Origin of the sequence: Acidithiobacillus ferrivorans (assembly GCF_016250455.1) — a bacterium.
In the GTDB taxonomy this organism is placed as follows: Bacteria; Pseudomonadota; Gammaproteobacteria; order Acidithiobacillales; family Acidithiobacillaceae; genus Acidithiobacillus; species Acidithiobacillus ferrivorans.
The window spans coordinates 455623-471927 of sequence record NZ_CP059488.1 but is presented as its reverse complement, the minus strand read 5'-3'; the positions used below and the strand labels follow the sequence as shown (position 1 = coordinate 471927).

12 protein-coding genes and 2 pseudogenes are annotated in these 16305 nt (G+C 48.0%); 4 read left to right on the top strand and 10 right to left on the bottom strand.

Annotated elements, in window-relative coordinates; genetic code table 11:
• Positions 1–57 precede the first annotated feature (57 nt).
• The 8 genes and pseudogenes from istB to H2515_RS02265 all read right to left on the bottom strand — a co-directional run bounded on the left by istB (position 58) and on the right by H2515_RS02265 (position 8512).
• Positions 58–764, bottom strand: a pseudogene (gene istB, locus H2515_RS02300) (IS21-like element helper ATPase IstB).
• A gap of 68 nt (positions 765–832) precedes the next feature.
• Positions 833–2353, bottom strand: a complete 1521-nt coding sequence (gene istA / locus H2515_RS02295) for an IS21 family transposase (RefSeq protein ID WP_198661388.1) — start codon at positions 2351–2353, stop codon at positions 833–835.
• Between the two features lie 272 nt (positions 2354–2625).
• The gene (locus H2515_RS02290) at positions 2626–3351 is read right to left on the bottom strand and encodes a HugZ family pyridoxamine 5'-phosphate oxidase (RefSeq protein WP_198660854.1); all 726 of its coding nucleotides are present in this window, start codon (positions 3349–3351) and stop codon (positions 2626–2628) included.
• A gap of 408 nt (positions 3352–3759) precedes the next feature.
• Positions 3760–4497: an abortive infection system antitoxin AbiGi family protein gene (locus H2515_RS02285; protein ID WP_198660853.1), complete on the bottom strand. Its 738-nt coding sequence runs from the start codon at positions 4495–4497 to the stop codon at positions 3760–3762.
• A 533-nt stretch (positions 4498–5030) separates the two neighbouring features.
• A complete protein-coding gene (ilvB, locus tag H2515_RS02280; RefSeq protein WP_198660852.1) occupies positions 5031–6887 on the bottom strand; it encodes a biosynthetic-type acetolactate synthase large subunit in 1857 nt (618 codons plus the stop codon).
• 260 nt (positions 6888–7147) lie between these two features.
• Positions 7148–7597, bottom strand: coding sequence for a DUF2442 domain-containing protein (locus H2515_RS02275; RefSeq protein ID WP_198660851.1), 450 nt, complete (start codon positions 7595–7597; stop codon positions 7148–7150).
• On the bottom strand, positions 7594–7830 hold the full coding sequence (locus H2515_RS02270; protein ID WP_198660850.1) for a DUF4160 domain-containing protein: 237 nt from the start codon (positions 7828–7830) through the stop codon (positions 7594–7596). The genes H2515_RS02275 and H2515_RS02270 overlap by 4 nt, the downstream gene beginning before the upstream one ends.
• Positions 7831–7882: 52 nt before the next feature.
• A complete protein-coding gene (locus tag H2515_RS02265) occupies positions 7883–8512 on the bottom strand; it encodes a tyrosine-type recombinase/integrase (protein ID WP_198660849.1) in 630 nt (209 codons plus the stop codon).
• Between the two features lie 488 nt (positions 8513–9000).
• Between H2515_RS02265 and H2515_RS02260 the strand changes: the two genes are divergently transcribed.
• Positions 9001–9570 carry a methyltransferase family protein gene (locus tag H2515_RS02260; protein WP_198660848.1) on the top strand — a complete coding sequence of 190 codons (570 nt, stop codon included), beginning with the start codon at positions 9001–9003 and terminating at the stop codon, positions 9568–9570.
• A gap of 131 nt (positions 9571–9701) precedes the next feature.
• Here the strand turns inward: H2515_RS02260 and H2515_RS02255 are convergent.
• Together H2515_RS02255 and H2515_RS02250 are read right to left on the bottom strand one after the other, a co-directional pair.
• Positions 9702–10997: pseudogene (locus H2515_RS02255) on the bottom strand (IS256 family transposase).
• Positions 10998–11344: 347 nt separating this feature from the next.
• Positions 11345–11578: a type II toxin-antitoxin system Phd/YefM family antitoxin gene (locus tag H2515_RS02250; RefSeq protein ID WP_198660847.1), complete on the bottom strand. Its 234-nt coding sequence runs from the start codon at positions 11576–11578 to the stop codon at positions 11345–11347.
• 340 nt (positions 11579–11918) lie between these two features.
• Between H2515_RS02250 and H2515_RS02245 the strand changes: the two genes are divergently transcribed.
• From H2515_RS02245 to H2515_RS02235, 3 genes are all read left to right on the top strand, one after another.
• Positions 11919–12221 (top strand): chorismate mutase, encoded by a 303-nt coding sequence (locus H2515_RS02245; RefSeq protein ID WP_198660846.1) that lies wholly within the window; start codon positions 11919–11921, stop codon positions 12219–12221.
• Between the two features lie 127 nt (positions 12222–12348).
• A complete protein-coding gene (locus H2515_RS02240; RefSeq protein WP_198660845.1) occupies positions 12349–15471 on the top strand; it encodes a metallophosphoesterase in 3123 nt (1040 codons plus the stop codon).
• 502 nt (positions 15472–15973) lie between these two features.
• Positions 15974–16201 carry a hypothetical protein gene (locus tag H2515_RS02235; RefSeq protein ID WP_198660844.1) on the top strand — a complete coding sequence of 76 codons (228 nt, stop codon included), beginning with the start codon at positions 15974–15976 and terminating at the stop codon, positions 16199–16201.
• Positions 16202–16305: the final 104 nt, after the last annotated feature.

Sequence of the window (16305 nt, the reverse complement as noted above, 5' to 3'; positions counted from 1 at the left end):
TCGTGGGCACCCCCGAAAAGCATACATTCTGGTCACCGCCATTTTATGCTCAGGTGGTCACGATGGGTCAACTTTTGGTATTTCGTGAGCGTCACGATGACGACGCAGGGAGTCTCCCTTCAAGTCCAATCGGTGGGCACTTTGCAGCAGCCGGTCCAGTACCGCATCGGCCACGGTGGGCTCGCCCAGATATTCGTGCCAATGATTCACCGGGAGTTGGCTGGTAATCAGCGTGGCTCGTTGGTTCACCCGGTCATCAATGATCTCCAATAAATCTCGAACGTCTTCCCCGTTCATGGGGGCAAGCCCCCAGTCGTCTAAGATAATCAAATCCACCTTGGCGAGCGTATTCAGATAACGCCCGAAGCTGCCGTCACCATGACGAATGCGGAGTTCTTCAAACAGGCGGGCAAGCGCAGATACCGCACGCTCAATCCCTGACGGCAGGCCTGATGACCCAGGGCACAGCCCAGCCAGGTTTTGCCGGTGCCGGTGGCGCCAGTAATCAGCAGATTATGGCCTTGCCGAATCCAGGTGTTCTGGATCAGTGCCATCACCTTGGATCGGTCCAGTCCACGGGAGCCGCGATAGTCGATATCCTCCACACAGGCATTCTGCTTGAGATGGGCGAGCTTCAGCAGGCGCGTCAGACGGCGTTGATCCCGGGCACAGAGTTCTCGGTCCAGGAGCAGTCCCAGACGCTCCTCGAAGGAGAGATCCTGGATCTGGGGGAGGCGGGATTGTTCGTCGAGCGCGTCGGCCATGGCGTGAAGATTGAGTTGCCGCAGCGCGTTCAGAGTGGGTTGTTGTAACATGCTATTTTTCTTCCTGTTCAATGGTAGTAGCGGGGTCCGCGGATGTTGTCGTGAGCGGGCAATGGAGCCGCCTTTTGAGGTGTCTCCGGTATCTGGTCCAGTCGCTGTTGCAGGATAGATTTGACGCTGTTGGTGGTGGGGGACCCCACCTTCATCGCCCGGAGACAAGCCGCATTCAGGCGGGTTTTGTCATAGCTGCGGGAAAGACTGAGCAAGCCCAGGCAGGAACGATATCCCTGCTCGGGATGGGGTTTGCTCTCCAGCTGCCAGCGCACTACATCCCGGGTCGCAGGGCCGATGGAGAGTGCCCAGTTCAACAGCCGTCCAGGGGTCCATTCGCTATGCCGCTGATGGGCCTTGGGCATGTGCTCCGTGAGCGTGCTGTAGCGGCCCTGACTGTCCTCGCGCAGGTGGCTGGCCACCCGTTGTTGCTGATGGAATATTTCTACGGTTCGGGCACTGACCAGCAGATCGACCCGCTCATGGGCCAGACGGTAAGGGACCGAGTAACGATGCCGGTTATACTCTACGTGGTAGTCGATGCTGACCTTGGCGGTTTTCCAGACGGCAAAGACATAATCCTGCGCCGGCAGGGGTTTTAGGGCGGGCCGATCCAAAGCCTCGAAGGTGCTTTTACGGCTGCCGGGTAGCTGCTTGAAGGGGCGCTGATTCAGATCCTCCAGCAGGCGGCGGATATCCCTGTTGAGATCCATCAGCGAGAAGAACTGGAAGTGGCGTAGACGCGCCAGAATCCAGCGCTCCACCACTTGCACGCCGACCTCGACCTTCGCCTTGTCTTTGGGTTTATAGGGGCGTGTCGGAAGCACTACGGCCCCGTAATGGGTGGCCAGATCCTGATAACTGCGATTGATCTCGGGTTCGTATCGGGAGGCATTGGTGACCGCCGCCTTGAGGTTGTCGGGGACCAGCAGGACGGGTACTCCGCCAAAGTACCGCAGGGCACGCACATGGGACCCCAGGAAGTCGCTGAGGCTCTGGCTCCAGGTGGCCTCGCAATAGGTATAGCTGGAAGCCCCCAACACGGCTACAAAGATCTGCGCCCGGCGAATCTCGCCGGTGCCGGGGTCAATGATCGGCACCGTGGGGCCGGCGTAATCAATAAAGAGTTTGTCACCGGCCAAATGGTTCTGGCGCATGCTGCGTTTGAGGCAGCCTTTCCAGGCCCGATAGTGGGTGCAGAACTGGGAATACTGATAGACGCGCTGTTCGTCATGCGCGGCCATATACTCTTCCCATAAAAGTTGCAGAGTCATGCCCTTGCGCCGCATTTCCGTGTGGATGGTCGCAAAATCCGGCATCACCGGCGCCGTCACGGTGGCGGACCGATGGCTGGGAAAAAGCAGTGCTTCCAGTTTTGCCGGGTCCATTTCGGGGGGCAAAGGCCAAGAGACACTGGCCTGTTCGGCCTTCTGCAAATATTTGCCAACCGCTCCCTTAGAAAGACGGCAGGCCTGCGCAATTTGCCGCTGGCTGAGGCCTGCAGCATGTAAACGGATTACTTCTTGAATCGCCTTCATGGTCATCCTCGGTGTGGGCATCCTGGATCTCCTGTAAAAAGAGCCAAGGATGCTGTTTAAGCCAATGAATGACCAAAATGTTTTCTTTTCGCCAAGGGGAAACCGGGACACCGTTCCGGCATCGTGGGCACCGATTCCGGAAAGTCCACAAAAGTGCCCACGATCAATCGTAACGGGTGCCCACCATCAATCAGAATCACTGCCCACGATCAAACGGAATGGGTGCCCACGATGCCCCGGAATACGCAGCCAACATCCCACTACATAAAAGCTCATGGGCTTTCACGGCACTTTTGAGCCAAATTCACCAGCGCCGACCGAGCCCCTTGCGCATCGATGATGGGATCGGAAACATCGAAACGCATCAGTTTGCCATCGGCTCGAACATCGAAGCCATCGTAATCAATCCCTACCATCTCTACATCAGTGACATCACAACCCTGTAGATGACGGCAATAGCCTCGCAAGTTGTCGCGATGGTCAGCATTCATATGGGTGAGAATATCGGTCTCCGCCGCAACGAGGGCCTCTGTGGGAGGCGGTGAATACTGTTGGGTTAGAACCCAGTGAATTTTGCCGAAGCCGCCGATATAGCGGATGTGTTCTACGCTGATACGATAAAAGAAAAAATCATGGGCGGAGAAGTAATCGGCAGCTTTGGGAAAATAGCGTAGGTAGCGCTCACTAAAAGCGCCCTTGTCAACGAGGCGCGCAGCGCGACCCACTAAGGTCACCCGACCTGCGGTGAGCATGTCCTCAGCGCAAGGGTGGACGATCAGACTCACACGGGGGTCAGCATCGATGTTTTTGGTGTGTTCCGCCAAGGTGGAAATGAGGATGACAGGGTTTCCTGCGTCGTCGAGCACAAAGGGACTCACAGAGGCAAAAGGGTGGCCTGCTAGGCGTTTGGATAGCGAACAGAGCACGCCGTTATGATAAGCACGAACGAAACGGCGCACTTCCGCGCCCAGGGTAGCTTTTTGCTTAACCGTGCTCATAGCGGCACCTCTAACAGTAGGAGGAAGAAATCCAATTCCTGAAGTCTATCCAGATCTGTTGAGTGCGTCGATAAATCCAATAATCCAAGGTCCCGCGATTGGAGTAGACGAATGCAGCACGATTGAGCGTGCGACGATTTCTGACCAGATTTGAGTGTGTGCAGAGGCAGCAGGTTTCTGGTTGGAGCGAGATGCGGAATATTTTGTGTGACTTTTACCTAAACACTATCCGGCTAGAGACTTTCTGTAGATGTTTTTCCGCCGAAGGGCCGATCCAGACTGATTGCGGTCATTCATTGGCTTTGATCAAATGACATCATCCAACCCACTGCTGCCGTCCAACGAAGTGTCGGATAAGCGGCAGGTATCTGAGAGATGTTGCCATTCCGAAACGGATAGGCTCGGCTGTTAAAAATCATGCCGAATGCTTTCGAGCGAGATAATTCTGGAAATTAGTATTTTTTCTTCGTTAGAAGTCTTAGTTGTTCCGTTTTGTATGTGGTCAACTATCTTAGGTATCTCAGAATCTTTTTCGAGAATAATGTATCGGATGTCTTCTGGCTTAAAGGTTAACATGCAGTGGTTATTTGTTAATTCATGACACTGATCGAGCCTATCTTTATTCCGAAAGTCTGATTCAGGCATAAATGGTATTATGTCTTCTGACTTAGGAAGATATTGCCACTCCGACTCTTGGTAAAACTCTTTCTCTTGCGGTTTTCCTGAAACATACATGAGACCACGGGTTGGTTTTACGTAAGCGACGAAGTCGCCTATGATGTCGCTGGCATTTTTTGATTCATCGGGATCATCGATCTTTTTCGATATTCGGACGATTGAGTGCGCTGCATTATAAGCAGGTCCATTCCCCGAGATATAAAATACTGGATTTAAGCCATTTTTTTCGCCCCATTCTCGAGACATGCCGATCCCATACTTCCCGTAGAAATTTACGTGCTCGTCAATCCTGGTTATGGGAATATCACAAAAGCACACCATGGGGAAAGCAAAGAAATCATACCCGTTGAACTTCTGCCAAGATATATCTTCCAGGCAGTATTTTGGCCAGAAACCGTCGCTTATAATTTTAGTTAGAGTATTTAAGTCTTTTGTGAAATGAAAAAAAGTATTTGAGCGCGCTGACATGATTAATCCAGATCCTTGTTAATCAATACTACGGATTCGTATTGTATCGTAATTTTTGGCTTTCTGCCCGCTTCCACCATCGCCTCGTGCCAATCAGTTGAATAGGCGGGCACTGGGCATCATGAGCGTTGATTCTATAATCATAAATAAGTGCTGACACAACCGGCTTGGTGCGGGCGCTCGGCAATATTGGCCGAGTTGCACGCATAGCCCTTACGGCAGCTATCTGTGCCCTGCCGTCGTTGAAACCTGATGGTCGGCAGCAGACTGAAAGCCGTCATTCACTCTGAGGATGCCTCGAAGAGTGGGGCTGGGTATCTGGAGGGCAGCTCGAAAAATACAGAAATTTTTTATGGCTACTCCAACACCTTAGAAAAGGAGATTTTAATGATTGGGTTTATTTTAAATGTCATCATCTCAGCGATTATGTTGGTAGTGATATTTTATGGCTTTAAAAAACTCATGAAATAACTTATAAACCGTCTGTTTATAGCGTTGCGGTACTTGACGATAGCTTGTTATATTCAATAATTTCAAAACATGTCTGACTTATCGATACTATATGGCAATTCATCTGTAGGCGCAACTTCCTGCTCTCTTTGCATGATAAATGGTCCAGTAACCATCTTGCTGTAAGGCTGACCTGGCCCAACCATTGGATAAACACCAGCATCCGGATCAATAATCACCTCCAGAAATGCCGGACCTTGAAAAGAAATAAATTCAGCAAGCGCCTTGGTAACTTCCCCATTCTTAGTAATACGCTTCGCAAACTCAAAACCATCGGCTTCAGCAGATTTCACAAAATCTTTGCGATGTAATGACTTATCGCTTCCGGAGAAGCGATCACTAAAATACAGTTTTTGCCATTGGCGTACCATGCCATCACCAAAGTTGTTAAATAACAGAACCTTAACCGGAAGATTATATGTCGTCACCGTTTCCATCTCTCCGAAATTCATGCGTAAACTACCATCGCCATCAATATCTATAACTAAACGTTCTGGATTGGCGACTTGTGCACCAATGGCAGCAGGAAGACCAAATCCCATAGTACCCATTCCACCTGAAGTCAAAAACATCCTCGAGCCCCTGAACTCGCAATATTGGGCTGCCCACATTTGGTGCTGGCCAACCCCGGTGGTAATAATTGCATCGCCATTCGTTATTCTATTTAGCTCCTCAATTACGTAATACGGTTGAATCAACTCGCTTTCCCTATCAAAGTCCATACGATGTGTGCTTCGAATAGATTGTAGGTGTACGTGCCACGCAGAGTAGTCTTTTCCAATGGCTGCCTTGTGTTCGCACAAGCTCCTTAAAGTCGATTTTATATCACCAACGTGATGCCAATCCGCATTTTTCACCTTACATATCTCAGATGGATCGATATCAATCTGTGCAATTGCACGAGCATTTGGCGCGAACTTATGTGGATTGCCAACTACTCGGTCATCAAATCTTGCTCCGATAGCAATTAGCAAATCGCAATCTTCTACGGCATAGTTGGCGTAAGCCGTTCCATGCATTCCAAGCATGTGATAGTTCAGCGCATGAGTTGTACTTAAGCTTCCGATACCCATAAGTGTTGTAACCACAGGAATACGATACCGCTCGATAAATTCTTTAAACTCTGATCCAGAATTGCTATTAATTACCCCACCTCCAGCGTAAACAAGTGGCCGATGGCTGTTTTCTAGGAGATCAAAAAAGGCATCAGCTTTTTGGGGTAACATTCTGGAAAACACCTGCTGCGACTTCATTCTGTCACGATATCCTTTAAGCTCCAATACACCGCCACCCTGATATTCACCAATCCAGTTTTGAATGTCTTTTGGAATATCAACAACCACAGGTCCGGGACGCCCGGTCCTTGCGATTTCGAAGGCTGTGCGCAAAGTGGCTTCAAGCTTAAGAGGGTCGGTTACGAGAAATACATGTTTTGCACAAGCGCTCATAATGTTAAACACAGACGCTTCCTGGAACGCGTCAGTACCTATCGCCGCACGAGCCACTTGCCCACTAATTAGAACCATAGGAATCGAATCAGCCATGCAATCCCGAACCGGTGTTACCGTATTTGTAGCACCGGGGCCAGATGTTACTAAGCACACCCCTACGTTACCGCTAGCTCTTGCGTAACCTGCGGCCATGAATCCGGCGCCCTGTTCGTTAGCTGGTACGATCAAGCGAATTTGTTTTTCTGGTTCTCTGTCATGAGATTCGTTATAACGAAAGATTGCATCGTAAGTGGGAAGAATGGCTCCGCCACTGTAACCAAAAATCGTATTTACGTGTTCTTGACTTAATACATGCAACACCATGTCAGCTCCGGACATGATAATTTTATTGCTTTCTTTTAAAATATTAGTGCCAATATTATGTTTCATAATTCATCACTCATACACGATTAGCATCTCAATAATACGGTAAGAGCCAACCTGGTTGCACATAAACATTATTTATCATCACCATGATAGCGAATAAATGGATGACATAGTATTATTTACAGCCAATCATTTGGCTGTGTTTTCAGCTAAATGATCACCATAGTTTCGGTGCAATGATCGCTCCGTAGAAGGTAAGGACGGTGCTCAGTATTTGGATGAATGACTGCTTCCGCTGCAAAATCGACCATTAGTCACCTTAATCAAGCTGCGTGGCGTTCAAGCACCTCATAACCGATGCAGGCCAGCCACACGGTCTTTGGTATCGGGCGAGAGCCGTTTTTGTAGTAGGCTATCATGCGCCGAGTCATACCGATGGCTTCTGCCGCACGACTCAGGCTGAGATTGTTCCGCTCCATCCACTCGATGAAATCCTCACGCGTCGGTAATCCTGCCTGCTTCCTACCCAAGGCATAGAGACGGTCTGCGCCCAGATCCAATCCGCCTGGCCAGTTCAGGCCATCGCCCCAGTCATCTGCATGCCCCTGAGCGAAGAAGGCCGGATCATGAAGCGCGCAAAAGGGGTCTTCCTTCCGTGGCGGACCAATAAGATCCTTGAGATCCGTGGTAAACACTTCGCCGGTGGACCAATGGATTTCTATCTGGAACGGGCCAGTAATCGTCGCCGTTTCAATTCTGGGTGCTTGATTCATGGATTCAACCTCCGATATTCCGTCAATAGGACATCCCGATGCGCCTCAATCCAGGTCCGCACCGGTTCCAATCGCTTCCGGGGCGAGACATAGCCGACCAGAAGCGCGCCTGTCTCGATGGCAAGCGACACACGGGATCCGTCACGAAACTGCACATGGACGTGCGGAAGCGGATGCTGCTCCCGGCCGTTGACGCGTACACGCCAGTCATCCCCTACTGAGTAGTTGGTCATGGCTTCATGATAGGGAAATCATTGCACTATCTCAAGGCCAAAATCAATTATGCTACACTTCCGTCTGTTCGGCCATTTCCAAAGCATCATCGACCTCAATGCCCAGATAACGGACGGTGCTCTCCAGCTTGGTGTGCCCCAGCAGAAGTTGCACGGCGCGGAGATTCTTGGTGCGCTTGTAAATCAATGTGGCCTTGGTTCGGCGCATGGTATGCGTGCCATAGGCGGACGGATCCAACCCTATGGAAATAACCCAACGCTCTACAACACGCGCATACTGCCGGGTGGAAAGATGAGGTGAGGCGTGTTTCCTGCTGGGGAAGAGAAATTGGTCATCCTTGAGTTTGGCATGGGCGATCCATGTGGTCAGGGCCTCTCGGGTTTGCTCGGTGATCTCAAATTGGACGGGCCTCTGAGTTTTTTGTTGGAGCACGATGGCGCGGTGCATGACGGTGTGACCATGTGCGATATCGGAAACATGCAGTCCCACGAGGTCGCAGCCCCGCAATTTGCTATCGATGGCGAGGTTGAAGAGGGCTAATTCACGGATCTGTTGGGCCAGTTGCAGGCGAATTCTAATGGCCCATACCTCCTGTAGTTTCAAGGGCCGTTTCTGACCTCTAATTTTGTCTTTGTTCCAAGGGGTTTGAAGGTGCTGGTTGCCGTTGAGTTCTGTTGGCATGACACGGTCTCCATGGTTGTGAGAAGAAGACCATTGTTTGCGAACTCAAAGGGCGGTGCCAGACTGATTGCAGACATTGGGATGCCTGATCGCGTAATGAATAGCCTAGCTCGCTGAATTGCACTATGATTTTCTCATCACGGAATGCCAACAGGAAATATCACTATGGCAACGATACGACGGGGCGAGTAATCGACCAATCCCGAAATGATCAGCCTCAACTTTTAGTCTGATCATGGCACGCCAGACCGCTTGGCCTCGATAGGGAGAATGAGTACATTATCGATAGACGGGCCGAGACCTACCAGACAATTTGATGAAATTTAACAAATAGCGCCACAGCATGTTGATGTGCTTATGGCTAAGCGGCGACAACCGGGTTTCGCCTTTGGGTCTAACTGGGTAGCCATCGCACCAATATTGACTTTTCGTTAGGAGTTTTCTGGGGTTCCGGCTTGCACCACAATAACTAATTCGTGAGGTAAGACATGGCTATAATTCCTGAGATATTATTTGTTTTCGTTATGATTATTGAAGGTTACATAGCTAGAAAATATTTCGGCCCAGATAAACACTCAAAAATATCAATAAACTTTTTTGATAAATATTTTTTCTATATTATAGGTCTGTCAATATTCTTGAGCTTCACGGCTGGACACTTTTTTACGAGTTATTATAAAATAAATTATTTTCACATAATTTTATTTTCTGTTATAGGTGTGATCATGTTTTTTGTTGGTTATATTTATAGGATTTATTCAATAAGTTATTTAGGTAGATATTTTTCTGTTCGGTTGATGATACAAAAGAATCACTGTCTAGTAAGCTCTGGCCCGTATGCCAAAGTCAGGCACCCATCATATCTTGGTGGATGGGTGTCTTTAATCGGCATGGCTATTTCATCTGGAAACCTTGCAACTATATTATTGGTATCGACATCAACAATGATATTATACCTTGTTCGCATTAGCCATGAAGAGCGTATCCTGCTAGAAAGATTTCCAGAATACGAATCTTATAAGTCAAGAACATGCGCCATTATTCCTGGTATTGTTTAGTGTAAATAACATTCTTTGCGGCATAAAAATTTTGATAAAATCGGGGATAATAGCTCCAACAAAAAACAGAAAAATAACATTTGTGACGAGCTATAGTCAATTCTGGTGTATAAGCATTTACTGACATAGCTTCAGGCGGCGCTCTGTTGGTCATCCGGCAGGATTTGATTGGCCGGCAATCCATCCATGAATTTCACCCCTGCAAAAAGATCGTGGACTTTCTCAGGGGCATAAATCCCGATCCAGCGTTTCTCTGCCTGTTGTAACATCTTGAAGCCCAATCCAATGAAGCTGTTGCGCGACACGCAGTTTTTTGTGCGCGATGTCCGGTGACGCACGGTGGCAAAGGTCGATTCAATGGCATTGGTGGTGCGGATGTGTCGCCAATGTTCGGCCGGATAATCATAGAAGGCCAGCAATTCCGCCCGATCCTTTTCCAGCTTGGCCACGGCCTTGGGATACTTCGCCTGGTAGTTGCGCACACGGCCTTGGGATACTTCGCCTGGTAGTTGCGCACAAAGACTTCCAGGGCTTTCTCCGCGGCCTTCCGACTCTCGGCCATCCAGATTTCCTGCAGTGCCGCCTTCGCCTTACCCTACTTGGATTTGGGCAGTTCGTTGAGGATGTTGGCGGTCTTGTGCACCCAGCAGCGCTGCTGGCGGGTTTCGGGATACGCTTCATCCAATGCTGCCCAGAAGCCCATGGCGCCATCACCAATAGCCAGTAATGGTGCAGCTTCCAGACCACGAGCCTGCAGGTCGCGCAGAATCTCCAGCCAGGAGGCCTTGGATTCGCGCAGACCGTCGCTGACACTGACCAGTTCCTTCTTCCCGTCCGCAGTCACGCCAATAATCACCAGCAGGCAGATGCGTGGATCCTCCTCCGCACGCAGGTTGGTATAGACGCCGTCCACCCACCAGTAGGCATACCGTTTACCTTCCAGGGAACGGCGTTGCCAGGCGGCATGATCTTCCGCCCACTGCGCCTTGAGGCGTCCCAATGCCGCAGGGGAAAGTCCCTTGGCCTCTTCGCCCAGGAGGATAAAGCGCCTCCTGCATGTGGCCAGAAGATACCCCATGCAGATACAGCCAGGGGACCGTGGCCGCCACCGTCCGCGATTTACGCACATACGGTGGCACCAGTGCCGAATTGAATTTAATCCCCGAACCCGAGCGATCCCGAACCTTGGGGACCTTCACTGGCACAGGGCCCAGGGCAGTTATGATCTCTCGCTCCGGCAGGTGGCCGTTACGAACGACCGCCTGACGACCATTGACCATCCGTACCGCAGAAAACTCTTCCAGCAATCCGGCCACCTCTGTCTCTATGGCCTGTTCGATCAGGGAACGTGCCGCACGCCGCAGCACGCCCTCTATCCCCAAGCCCAGCTCTCCCATACCACCCTCAAATACGGTATTCTTTTCCACGGCGTACTCCTTATGTTGCTTACTTGGTCTGCAAACCCTTTGTAGCAACAGTACGCCACCTTACTCAAGTCAGTTGTAATCTGCCTGTACACCAGATTCGATCATAGCTCCATTTGTGACACTTCTATATCATGACTCCTTCGGAACCATTTCTGGCCTTGAATCTGTTAATTCAGTTTGTCTATCTTTACTATGTTCAGCATATGTCACCCAAGCGCGCTGGCACTTCCATTACTTTCTCAATGACCGTTTCCGTTGCATACTTGCCATTCGAAAGCTCACCCGGAGGCTGAGAATCCGCGAGACGCCAGGATGATACTAATTTTCCGTGAACACCAGCAGCAAATTCAGGGCTGCACCCCGACCATAAATAAGCGCGCCACGGCATTGTTATGCGCATCGATACTGTCGGGCATAACGAACAAACCTTTCGCCACACCGATCCGCTTTCCAGACAGGGCCGTATCTATCGGCACCAACTTGGCGGCGAAACAACCATTCCTGGCGATCACCATCTCGCGCTTCTGTCCTTGCTCGATGGCTTCCCCCAGGCGGGACAGAAAGGATTTGGCTTGTAACATATTGACTGCATCGTATTCTCCACAAAATGGAGCCCGCCTATAGTCTGGCCAATTAAAATGGTCAAGACCGTGATTATGCTGTCTGCCACCGCAAACGCTGTCCGGGAACTACCCTGTGACGCGCAACACCGCCTGCCGCCACCTCCAACGTCGTGCGGGCACCCCGGCAGGATTTCATGCGCCATGCGCTGACACCTGAGTGACAAGCCAATACACCCTCAGATCGGTATCCGACAGGCCTTGTCTACAGACGACGGGGTACCGTACTATCTTGTGCAACGAACGGTAGTAACAGACTGGAAGCGGACGTTGGGCAAAGCGCAAGGAGAAGTATTGTTGATTGATTAATGTCGAGTGCAACTCCATCGAAGCCGTTCGATCCAATATTGACCGCATTGATCGTCAGATTGTCACTCTACTGGCAAAGAGTGGGACTTATGTAAAACAGGCGGCAAGGTTCAAGAAAAACACTACCGACGTCAAGGCACCCCAACGGGTTGAACAGGTTATTACGAAAGTCGTCACCCCGTCCGTCGAGCTTGGCGCAAACCCAACCGTTACCGAGCAGGTCTACCGTTCAATGATTGCTAGCTTCATTAATGCTGAGTTGGCTGAACATGCGGCCATGTATAATAGCAAATAATGCACAGCATAAATTAATTAGGCCAGCCGTCCGGCGCATCAAGTCACACTGAATTATTACCCAAACTGTCTAACAACACAAAGCATATCGGAATCTATTTATTTACAGGGTACAAGGAAAAAAACAAATGAGATTTATACATATTTCTGATATTCACTATTTTGGTGATTTTAACCAGGAGCGAGTTATTGACGCACTATGCTATGACATTCATAATCTGGTTAAAGCACAAGAAGTAAGCGCAATACTGTGCACTGGTGACCTCGCCAGCAAAGGATCTTTTGAGGAAGACGTCACTGCGAATAAAATCTCCCAGATGTTAAACAGGATTCGTCTGTCTGCCGGGAGCGATATACCATTAGTAATTTGCCCCGGCAATCACGACATGAGTATTAAATCGCGAGACAGCATATACCAGCCAATATTCGACGCTATTGATACTCCAGAAAAAGCAAATAGCCTTTTTGAAAAACTTAGTGCCGATCAGAGTTTTGGTTTGTTCTCCCACCTAAATGGTTATTTGCAACTGGCTAAGCTAGTTAACAAAACATATTACAAAAATAATCCCTTGTATTATACCTATAAGCTTACAATTGGGTCAAATAACATTGGCCTCGCAATGCTTAACAGCGCATGGCTGACTAAGGGCGGCGGGAGCAAAGATTATGGCAGCTTATACGTAGGTGAGCGACAAGTTGAATGTGCATTAGAAGAGATAAATGGCTGTGATGTAAAAATTGCATTGATGCACCATCCTCTAGAATGGCTTAATCCAGCCGAAAGAGAAGTTATTATGCGAAGTTTATCAAGAAACTTCGACGCATTATTCTGCGGCCACAATCATTCGGCCACTACAAGTGCATTAACTACAAACAGCGGAGCTTTGTTTGTCAGTAACGCGGGATGTATATATCAATCTCGCGATTACTTTAATGGCTATTTCCTTGTCGAATTCGACTCAAATAAATCTGACTGGATTGTGTCGGCGAGAGAATATTATTCTCAGAGAAATGAATTTGATATTTCGCCAAGGTTTTCGCACGACGGAATAATGATTTTTTCTATTTCAAAACGCTCTCCAGAGAGCTCGGTTCTTATTCCTGCGAATATTGTTCAGGCCGCTCAAAAGAATATTAATTCTAAATTGTTATCGTATTCGGCATCATCTGTTGCTCCAAAGATTCTTGGTGCAATTTTTGTTGAGCCAACCCTGGCGCGCGAGAGCGAAAAAAATTATGCCGCGCGAGAAACGGTGTCTGCGGAATCTGGCACTAACGATTTACTAAATCTGAATTATTTATTCAGCATTTCGGACGACATACTACTCATTGGTAAGCGCGAGTCTGGAAAAACTACCTTGATTAATTACTTGATAGCAGACCGTTATTTTGATTTCCATTCACCTGCTCGTGCAGCATTTATTATCGACATTTCTAAGCTTAGCAGATTTACAACTGCTGCCATTCTTGAGCAAGCGGTAGATTTTACTGGATCAGAACTGCCCCGCAGCAAAGTTATCCAGCTCCTAACTGGAGGATTCGCAGCCGTTGGCTTCGATAACGTTCAGCTTCATAATCCGGAACACGAAAAGTTAATAACAACTTTTTGCAACGAATACTCGAAAATAAGATATATTTATTGTGCAGCAGAAGAAGAAGTTGATGAGCTGTCCTACAAGGAGCCGCCAACATATCAACGCAACCGCTTTGTAGCACACATTCATTCATTTAAAGGAAATCATACCCGCGAACTAATTAGCAAATGGTTTGGAGAACCACTCCGAAGCGGTATTGTAGATCAAAAGTTTGATATGGTAAATAAGTTGTTAAACGGCCTGCATGTTCCTCACACACCGTTCCTTGTTTCTATCTTGCTCTGGGTTATTGAACAAAATCCAAACACTAGCTTGCTTAATCATGCTTCGGTGGTAGAAGTTCTAATCGACGGCCTTCTCGACAAGCTAAACGAATCTAAATCACGCTCAGAGTTTGATTCAACAATACAGGTGCATTTTCTTACGGAGTTTTCAGCGAAGCTTGACGAAGATAGAATTGAATCTGTCGCCGCACTAGAATTTGAAGCGTTCGTTGTTAACTATTTTCAGAAGAAAGGCCTGAACGTCTCCACTCGTGGGTTTACAGAGGAACTTCTTCGTAAGGGATTACTCTTTGAGGGGTTGCAGCAGATCGGATTTAAGTACGATTGTTTTCGAGCGTTTTTTCTTGCAAGAAAGTTGGCCGACAGTTCCGAACTATTAAGTAACGCAATAACTATAGATAATATTGGAAGATACCATCCTGAAATCGATTTTCTAACTGGATTGCACAGAGATAGAAAGACTCTATTAAGTGACCTTCTAAATCTCGCTCGTGACTTTAAAATTCCAGATGATATCAACGTAGAAAGTTCCTTCATTGATGAGATTGACGGCAAAACAACCCTAGTTCGTGAGCAATTATTAACGGCAATTGATGATGGACTTACGAGCAATAACGTTGATGACGGTCGAATGCGCACCAAGATCGATGGTCTTGCAGAAGTTCCAAGTGATGCTTCGGTGGACCATAAAATCGCTCGTAGGCGATATAGCTATGAGGCATCCAACATCGCGGCTAGACATTTCTCAATATTGCGGATTCTTTCTGTAGCATTGCGCAATAGTGAATTGGTTGATGATGTAAAGCTCAAAGAATCATGTCTAGATGAAGCACTAAATCTTTGGTCAAGATTTATGCTTATAATCTTAAAGTCAATTTCACTTCTTGATCCTGATGAGTTGCAACAAGTCCTTCCTGAGCCTATTTCTGATGGCGGACCCGATGAAATTAAGCAAATCTTATTGATGATCACGCCATCTGCGATTGTAAGCCTGATGTGTGATCTGCTCGCCACGCCAAAGCTAGAGGGTTTTATTTCGAGTAAAACAGGAAGCGGTACAATGCTTGTACGGGCGCTTGCTGTTTGTCTAGCTTTAGAAAAACCAAATAAGTTATTCATTGACCACGCTATTTTGCTAATCAAGGAATGCGGTCGAAATGGTGTTATTCCGCAGTTGATTTACCTCAAGCTTCTCCATCTCTATCTTTTTAATGGATCTCGCGAATCGACCGGATTATTGCGTCATGGATTGGGTGAAGCCTTTGCTATCCTTCGCATTGGCGGCGAAGGTCGTAAATCTCGATCGTTAAAGGGAGAATTCCTTCAGCGAATTGATAAACATCGATCAAAAGTTCAGTCTGAAGTAAATTGACAAAGACTTTTACGCGAAACGTATGATTAATGTCAAGAACCTGAATGACTGATTACGCTGCCCTGCCGCCGTTGAGCCCTGATGGTCGGCGGTAGACTGATTGCGGTCATTCAGCAATGCTGGCGCATCTTCGGGGAAGATATGCCCACCAAACAAAAAAGTTAAACCAACATCTCAAATATAGGAAACACTATGCTTCGCACTTCCACGGCCTCGAACAGCGCATGGATACCGCTGCGCAAGCGTTCCCCGTTTTAACCGCGGAAACCTTGCAACGTTGTACAGCAATGGGATTTCCAGTGATACGGGTGGCCTGGATAAGTATGGAGACGGTCAGGATTGTTATGGAATTGCCAAATTTATCAGCTTGCTAACATATATGACCAAGCGTGGGCCAGCCTTTGTTTCTTTAGTTTGGATTTACCTATTGATATTTTAGAGAATTGTTGTTAAGTATGATATTATTTTCTCCGGCCCGTACCTCAGACGTAAAGGAAATACAATGGCTAACTTTTTGTACATAAAAGAGCAGCAGCGCTTGGAGTTCAATAAGCTTTATGAAAGATATTTAACTGAACACAGTGACGGCACATTTATTCAGTACCCTGCATCTCATGGCCCAGACGTGAACAATGAGCAGATCATGAGAATTGAATTCGGTGAAAATCACTATAAAGAGTTCTGTAAGGCGCTTAGAGAAAACGACATTTATTTCAGAGAGAAAGAGTGATGACTGGGCAACGGAAAGAAGATAATCAATCTCTATCAGCAGGGAAAAGTTACGTCTGCTATTGCTAACTCTAGCTCTCCTTTACTCTATAAATATGTAACAAA